The following is a 6,474-nucleotide window of genomic DNA, read 5'->3' on the forward strand; positions in this document are numbered from 1 at the left end:
GGGGAGGGATGGACATGTGGGGGACAATGCGGGCCGTGACCCAAAGACCCGACAGTTTAACGACCGCCCTGCACCAGCACATCACCCAGGCCATTGCCGCCGAGGGTGGATGGCTGGGTTTTGATCGCTTCATGGCCTTGGCCTTGTACACGCCCGGCCTGGGCTACTACGCCAACGATTCCACCAAATTCGGTGCCATGCCGGAGTCGGGCAGCGACTTCGTGACCGCGCCCGAGATGACCCCACTGTTCGGCCAGACCCTGGCCGTGCAGGTGGGCGAGGCGCTGGCCCAAACCGGCACCGACGAGGTCTGGGAGTTCGGCGCGGGCTCGGGCGCGCTGGCGCTGCAGTTGCTGGATACGCTGGGCGACCAGGTGCAGCGCTACACCATCGTCGATCTGTCGGGCAGCCTGCGCGTGCGCCAGCAGGCCAAACTGGTGGCGCATGCCCACAAGCTGCGCTGGGTGGATGCCTTGCCTGAGAAATTCAGCGGCGTGGTGGTGGGCAACGAGGTGCTCGATGCCATGCCCGTGCAACTGCTCGCCCGCCACGGCGGCCAGCAGGGCGGTGTGTGGCATGAGCGCGGAGTGGCGGTAGCTCAGGACGGCAGTTTTGCCTGGGCCGACCGCCCCACCGACCTGCGCCCGCCCATCGACATCGAAGGCCCGCAGGATTACCTGACCGAGATCCACGCCCAGGGCGAAGGCTTCATGCGCATGCTGGCCGACCGGCTCACGCGCGGCGCCGCCTTCTTGCTGGACTATGGGTTTGGCGAAGACGAGTACTACCACCCCCAGCGCCACATGGGCACCGTGATGTGCCACCAGGGCCACCTGGCCGATGGCGACCCGCTGGTGGCGGTGGGGCTCAAGGACATCACTGCCCACGTCAACTTCACCGCCATGGCGCTGGCCGCGCAGGAGGCGGGCCTGAACGTGCTGGGCTACACCACGCAGGCGCATTTCCTCATCAACTGTCGGTTGCTCCCAAAAATGGAGCAACTACCGCAAGTCCAGCGGGCGACAGCGGCCAAATTGATCATGGAACACGAGATGGGCGAGCTGTTCAAGGTGCTGGCCGTGGGCGCGGGCGAGCCGTGGGAGCCGCTGGGGTTCAGCCACGGCGATCGTTCGCACCGGCTCTGACCGCCTGCTGCCGCGCTGCCCATGTTCCGCTGGCTCCTTGTCATTCTCCTGGCCCTGATGTTCATCAGCTGGCTGTCGCCGCTGCTGCGCCGCATGGGTTTTGGGCGGTTGCCCGGGGACTTCCGGTTTCGCTGGCTGGGGCGCGATTGGGATGTACCACTGGCGTCCACGCTGCTGCTGAGCTTTGTGGTCAGCCTGATCACCAAGCTGTTGTAGGGCCGCCATCACTGCGGCCGCTGCGCCTGTTAGCCTGCCGTCTGCAGCGCGTCCAGAAACGCCTTGCGCCACCAGTGCACGTCGTGCTCGCGGATGCGCGCCATCAGCTTCTGGTGGCGCGCCTGCCGTTCGGCCAGCGGCATCTGCAGGGCCTGCTGGATGCTGTCGGCCATGCCCTGGGGGTCGTAGGGGTTCACCAGCAGCGCTTCTTTCAACTGTTCTGCTGCACCTGCAAACCGTGACAGCACCAGCACGCCGGGGTTGTCCGGGTCTTGCGCCACCACGTATTCCTTGGCCACCAGGTTCATGCCATCGCGCAGTGGCGTGACCAGGCCCACGGCAGCGGCGCGGCACAGGCCCGGCACACGTTTGCGCGCCACCATGCGGTGGATGTAGCGCACGGGCATCCAGTCCAGTTCGCCGTAGTCGCCATTGACTGAGCCGCACAGGCCCTCCAGTTCCTGGCGCAGGTCGGCATAGGCGTGCACGTCGTCGCGGCTGGGTGAGGCGATCATGATCATCGTCGCACTGTCGCGGTTTTCGGGGTAACGATCCAGCAGCTCTCGGAATGCGCGCACGCGGTGTGGGATGCCCTTGGAGTAGTCGAGCCGGTCAATGCCCAGCAGCAGGCGCCTGCGCGAATACTCGTCGCGCATGTTCTCGTAGGTCTCCACCGCGTCGGGGGCGTGTGTGAGGCGGGTGAATTCGTCCACATCGATGCCGATGGGAAACGACTGCACCACCACGGTAGCCCCAAACGCGCGCACGCGCTTTTCGTCCACCGCTTCGGCGCTGCCCTCATTGCGAACATAGCGCGTGAAATGCGACACGTCGGCCTCGCTCTGCAGGCCCACCAGGTCGTAGGCGAACAAAGACCGCATCAGCCACTCGTGCTGCGGAATGGCCGCCATGATGAGCGGCGGCGGCATGGGAATGTGCAGAAAGAACCCGATGCGCTGCTTGCAGCCCATGGCACGCAGCTCGGCGGCGAGGGGAATGAGATGGTAGTCGTGCACCCAGATCACATCGTCGTCGCGCAGCAGGGGCAGCAGCTTGCGCGCAAACATCTGGTTCACACGCCGGTAGCCTGTGATGTAGCGGGCGTTGAAGTCGGCCAAGTCCAGCCGGTAATGGAACACCGGCCACAGCACGCTGTTGCTGTAGCCGTGGTAGTAGCTGTCATGGTCTTCGCGGCACAGGTCTACGGTGGCCAGGGTGACGGCGCCGGCCTGGCGGGTGTGCAGTTCGCTCTCGCCGGGTGTGCCGTCTTCGACCACGGTACCGCTCCAGCCAAACCAGAGTCCTCCGGTCTGGTTCAGGGCTTCACCCAGGGCCACAGCAAGGCCACCGGCGGCGGGCTTGCGCGGATCGGCAAGGCGGTTGGAGATGACGACAAGACGGCTCATGGGGGCAATCATCCGTGCTGACCGCCCCCGGCCGGTGTCGGACAGCGCCTCAAATCACGCTGTCCCAGGGCGCTGACAGGCGCACGGCGGCGTTGATCACACCCACCATCGAATAGGTCTGCGGGAAGTTGCCCCACATCTCGCGGGTTTCGGGGTGGGTGTCCTCCGACAGCAGGCCCAGCGGGTTGCGTGCGGCCAGCATGGTCTCGAAGATGGCCCGTGCCTCGGCCTTGCGGCCAATGCGCGCCAGCGCGTCGATGCGCCAGAAGGTGCAGATGTTGAAGGCCGTTTCGGGCTTGCCAAAGTCGTCGGCCGCCTCGTAGCGGCGCATGTAGGGGCCATCGCACAGGCTCTTTTCCATGGCCTCCACGGTGCTCACAAAGCGTGGGTCCTTGGGATCGATCAGGCCCACCTCGGCCATCAGCAGCACGCTGGCATCCAGCTCATGCCCGCCAAAACTCTCGGCAAACGCCTGGCGTTCTTCGCACCACGACTTGTCGAGGATCTCGGCGCGCATGCGGTCGGCATGTTGCTGCCAGTGGCTGGCACGGTCGGCCAGCTGCAGCGTGGCGGCGATCTTGGCCAGCCGGTCGCAAGCGGCCCAGCTCATCAGTGCGGACGATGTGTGCACCCGGGCGCGCGTGCGCAGCTCCCACATGCCGGCATCGGGCTGACCGTACACACGCACTGCGTTGTCGCCCACCTGTTCCAGCCGCTTGAATTCGGCCAGGCCCGCGCGGTGCAGCAGGCGGTGGTCATGAAAGGCTTGGGCCGCGCCCAGCACGATGTTGCCGTACACGTCGTGCTGAAAATGCTCGGCCGCCTGGTTGCCCACGCGCACCGGGCCCATGCCCCGGTAGCCCGCCAGCTGGGGCACAAAACTTTCGGGCAGGTCTTTCTCCAGCCCGATGCCATACAGCGGCTGGATGTGGCCATCGCCGCCTTCGACCACCACATTGCTCAGCCAGCGCAGGTAGTCCTCCATGGTGCCCACCTCGGAGATGCTGTTGAGTGCGCGCACCACAAAAAAAGCATCGCGCAGCCAGCAGTAGCGGTAGTCCCAGTTGCGGCCGCTGTGGGCCGACTCAGGGATGCTGGTGGTCATGGCGGCCACGATGGCACCGGTTTCTTCGTACAGCGACAGCTTGAGCGTGATGGCCGCACGGATCACCGCGTCCTGCCATTCCAGTGGAATGGCCAGGGCGCGGCTCCAGCTGCGCCAGTAGGCCGTGGTCTCCTGCTCAAAGCGGCGGGCGGTGTCGGCAATACCGTCCACCAGCGTCTCGTCGGCGCCCAGCAGAAAGTTGTGTTCCCGCGTGAGCACAAACGCCTGGCCCGACAGCACATGCGACACCGGCGCATCGGTGGACAGGCGCAGCGTCATGCTCTCGCCCACGTAGCGTATGTGGTTGCTGCCGCGCGTGATCTCGGGGGTGGTCTGGCCCCAGTCGTAGCGCACCTTGAGCGCCAAACGGATGCGCGGCGACCCCTGGATGGGGCGCACCCGGCGCACCAGCGTCATGGGCCGGAAGTAGCGTGACCGGCTGTAAAAGCGTGGCGCAAAATCGGTGATCTCGATGCCGTGGCCCGCCTTGTCGAACAACTGCGTGCGCAGGATGGCGGTGTTCGGTTCGTACCACTGGTGGGCCGATGCCAGGTCTTCCAGCTCGATCGCAAAGTGGCTGCCCTCATCCCCGGGCTGCAGCAGGGCGTTGAACACCGGGTCGCCATCAAAGCGCGGCAGGCAGCACCACACCATACGGGCGTGGTCGTCGATCAGCGCGCTGATGGCGCAGTTGCCGATCATCCCGAGGTTGAGCGAGCCCGTCTGGGGGTGTGTGGCGGCTGTGTTCATCGTTCGCGCTCCAGCGTTGTGCGTGCAGACGACAACCAGCCCCGCAGTGCGGCCGATGTCATGCAGCGGTGTTGTGCCATGGTGGGCCCTTCGCCCACCTTGATGCCCCAGCCGCCGAGCGTCTGCACAGCGGCAAAGCCGGCCTCGTCGGTGACGTCATCGCCCACAAAGATCGGCGTGCGGCCCACAAAGGGTGGCTGTGTCATGAAGTCGACGATGGCCTGGCCTTTGTGAACGCCACGGGGTTTCACTTCAAAGACGCATTTGCCACGCAGCAGTTCCACACCTTCCACCTCGCGCATGGCCCGCACCAGCGTGTCATGGCACAGGGATTCGAGGTGGGGCGCCTGGCGGTAGTGCAGGGCCACGCTCACACGCTTGGTCTCCACCAGCAGTCCGGGGTGCCGTGCTGCAAGGTCTTGGGCGGCCTGTAACACGGGCTCCAGGGAGGGTGGCTCGGTGGCGGGAACGGAAGTCTCGCCCAGGCGGTATTGGGCCCCATGTTCGCTCGCCAGCGGCAGGCGCAGTGGCGCCAGAAATCCGTCGATGTCGGCCTCGGGCCTGCCGGTCACAATGGCCAGCGCGCCACCCAGCTGGGCGTGCAACGATGACAGCGTGGGAATCAGGCCCGACGCAATGCGCACCGCCTCGGGGCGCGGCGCCAGCTCGGTGAGCGTGCCGTCGAAATCGAGAAAAAGCGCATGGGCAGTTGTCAGTGTGGGGAGCAGCTGCATCCGCGAAACCATAGCAGACGCTGCAATGCAGGCAAGGCCACCAGGGGGATTCATGGGTGGTAAACGCGCGCAAGGTCTGCGACCGGTTGCAACGGGGGGGCTCGCAGATTGCAACGCGAGCCCTTGAAACAGCGCGCCGGTGTCGCAATGTGACCAAAATCCCTTTGCCCCACCCTTGCCGCGCCATGACCGAAGCCCTACACATCGTCTGCCCCCATTGCCACACCACCAACCGCGTGCAGAGCGCAGACCTGGGCAACGCACCCGACTGCGGAAAGTGCCATCAGCCGCTTTTTGCGGGGGCGCCGCTGGAACTGGATGCCGCCAGCTTTGACAAGCATGTGGCGCGCAGCCACATCCCGGTGCTGGTGGATTTTTGGGCCCCGTGGTGCGGTCCCTGCCGCCAGATGGCGCCCGCCTTCGCGCAGGCCGCCCGCGAGCTGGAACCCCGTGTGCGCCTGGCCAAGCTCAATACCGAAGACCAGCAGGCCATCGCGGCGCGCTACGCCATCCGCAGCATTCCGACCATGATCCTGTTCCAGCAAGGGCGTGAGGTGGCGCGCATTTCGGGCGCGCTGGGCGCGGCGGACATCGTGCGCTGGGTGCGTACGGCCGGTGGTTGAAGAGACGGTCGCTTCAACGGATCAACGGATCAACGGATTCCGAACGCGCGGTCCAGCGACACGTTGCCGGCACCGCGCCCCATCAGGTACAGCATCAGCCCCGCCCATGACAGGTGGGTGGGCCATGCGTCGGGGTAGACAAACACCTGGATCACCAGCGTCATGCCCAGCAGCGCCAGGGCCGACAGGCGCGTGAAGAGGCCCAGCACCAGCAGCACCGGAAACAGGTGCTCGGCCACGGTGGCCATCTGCGCCGCCAGCTCGGGCGGCAGCAGGGGCAGCTTGTATTCATCGCGGAACAGCGCATAAGCGCTGTCGGAAATGGTGAACCAGCCCTCAACCTTGGTACGCGCTGACAGCCAGAAGATGCCCGCGATGGCCACGCGGTTGACCAGTGCCAGCAAGCTGTGCGGGGTGAGCCAGGTGGCGGTGTCGGCCAGGCGCGCCAAGAGCATGCGCGGGCCTGTGGCGGGGGGCGTGGGGACGTGGGTGGCC

Annotated in this window: 7 protein-coding genes; 3 read left to right on the forward strand and 4 right to left on the reverse strand. The window is 66.1% G+C overall.

The genetic code is table 11. The annotated features are described in order from the left end of the window. The first annotated feature begins 26 nt into the window (after nucleotides 1-26). Together AC07X4_RS23580 and AC07X4_RS23585 are read left to right on the forward strand one after the other, a co-directional pair. Nucleotides 27-1,145, forward strand: a complete 1,119-nt coding sequence (locus AC07X4_RS23580) for a class I SAM-dependent methyltransferase (protein WP_494741499.1) — start codon at nucleotides 27-29, stop codon at nucleotides 1,143-1,145. A gap of 21 nt (nucleotides 1,146-1,166) precedes the next feature. Beyond that, a complete protein-coding gene (locus AC07X4_RS23585) occupies nucleotides 1,167-1,361 on the forward strand; it encodes a DUF2905 domain-containing protein (RefSeq protein WP_056745516.1) in 195 nt (64 codons plus the stop codon). 29 nt (nucleotides 1,362-1,390) lie between these two features. On the opposite strand, the gene otsA is transcribed toward AC07X4_RS23585, so the two are convergent. From otsA to otsB, 3 genes are read right to left on the reverse strand one after another with little or no spacing between them, the layout of a single operon-like run. Next, a complete protein-coding gene (gene otsA, locus AC07X4_RS23590; RefSeq protein ID WP_108498523.1) occupies nucleotides 1,391-2,767 on the reverse strand; it encodes an alpha,alpha-trehalose-phosphate synthase (UDP-forming) in 1,377 nt (458 codons plus the stop codon). Between the two features lie 49 nt (nucleotides 2,768-2,816). Further along, complete coding sequence (locus AC07X4_RS23595) at nucleotides 2,817-4,622, reverse strand: glycoside hydrolase family 15 protein (protein WP_494741495.1); 1,806 nt, start codon at nucleotides 4,620-4,622, stop codon at nucleotides 2,817-2,819. Beyond that, nucleotides 4,619-5,356 (reverse strand): trehalose-phosphatase, encoded by a 738-nt coding sequence (gene otsB, locus AC07X4_RS23600; protein ID WP_494741496.1) that lies wholly within the window; start codon nucleotides 5,354-5,356, stop codon nucleotides 4,619-4,621. The genes AC07X4_RS23595 and otsB overlap by 4 nt, the downstream gene beginning before the upstream one ends. Before the next feature lie 185 nt (nucleotides 5,357-5,541). On the opposite strand from otsB, the gene trxC reads away from it, so the two are divergent. Next, the gene (gene trxC / locus AC07X4_RS23605; RefSeq protein ID WP_494741497.1) at nucleotides 5,542-5,979 is read left to right on the forward strand and encodes a thioredoxin TrxC; all 438 of its coding nucleotides are present in this window, start codon (nucleotides 5,542-5,544) and stop codon (nucleotides 5,977-5,979) included. A 29-nt stretch (nucleotides 5,980-6,008) separates the two neighbouring features. On the opposite strand, the gene AC07X4_RS23610 is transcribed toward trxC, so the two are convergent. Then, nucleotides 6,009-6,474: DoxX family protein (locus AC07X4_RS23610; protein WP_494741498.1), on the reverse strand; the 466-nt coding region annotated here is incomplete at its 5' end.

It is taken from the genome of Acidovorax sp. GW460-11-11-14-LB4, assembly GCF_059423685.1.

Coding starts and splice junctions, on each gene's coding strand:
- AC07X4_RS23580 (WP_494741499.1), top strand. CDS start 27: ATGCGGGCCGTGACCCAAAGACCCGACAGTTTAACGACCGCCCTGCAC.
- AC07X4_RS23585 (WP_056745516.1), top strand. CDS start 1,167: ATGTTCCGCTGGCTCCTTGTCATTCTCCTGGCCCTGATGTTCATCAGC.
- otsA (WP_108498523.1), bottom strand. CDS start 2,767: ATGAGCCGTCTTGTCGTCATCTCCAACCGCCTTGCCGATCCGCGCAAG.
- AC07X4_RS23595 (WP_494741495.1), bottom strand. CDS start 4,622: ATGAACACAGCCGCCACACACCCCCAGACGGGCTCGCTCAACCTCGGG.
- otsB (WP_494741496.1), bottom strand. CDS start 5,356: ATGCAGCTGCTCCCCACACTGACAACTGCCCATGCGCTTTTTCTCGAT.
- trxC (WP_494741497.1), top strand. CDS start 5,542: ATGACCGAAGCCCTACACATCGTCTGCCCCCATTGCCACACCACCAAC.